Source organism: Vibrio genomosp. F10 str. ZF-129, assembly GCF_000287055.2.
Taxonomy (GTDB): Bacteria; Pseudomonadota; Gammaproteobacteria; order Enterobacterales; family Vibrionaceae; genus Vibrio.
The window spans coordinates 1-406 of the sequence record NZ_AJYQ02000123.1 but is presented as its reverse complement, the minus strand read 5'-3'; the positions used below and the strand labels follow the sequence as shown (position 1 = coordinate 406).

The window sequence follows — 406 nt, the reverse complement described above, 5'->3', positions numbered from 1 at the left end:
TCCGCTGCATAGCCACTCTGCCAACACGCCTTTACCGTTTTTCTATCGAAACACCGTAAGGCGTAACGTTCTATTAGATGGTGCCCCGGGCCGGACTTGAACCGGCACAGCGCGAACGCCGAGGGATTTTAAATCCCTTGTGTCTACCAATTCCACCACCAGGGCACGCAAAACTTGTTGCGATGCTTCTAATAATCGCACTCTTTCGAGTGGGTTAGACACCATCTTATGATTGACAGCGAATTACGCTATGAATCTAAATTTGGAGCGATACATCGGGTTCGAACCGATGACCTCAACCTTGGCAAGGTTGCGCTCTACCAACTGAGCTAGTATCGCGTTGCTATAAGATGCTTACGCAAACTATAGACTTAAATAGATGGTGCCCCGGGCCGGACTTGAACCG

The 406-nt window shown here is 49.5% G+C and carries 2 tRNA genes; both read right to left on the bottom strand.

Features of this window, described 5'->3' with window-relative positions:
• Nucleotides 1–78: 78 nt before the first annotated feature.
• Nucleotides 79–165 (bottom strand) — tRNA-Leu (locus tag A1QO_RS16150).
• A gap of 98 nt (nucleotides 166–263) precedes the next feature.
• Nucleotides 264–339 (bottom strand) — tRNA-Gly (locus A1QO_RS16145).
• Between the last annotated feature and the right edge of the window lie 67 nt (nucleotides 340–406).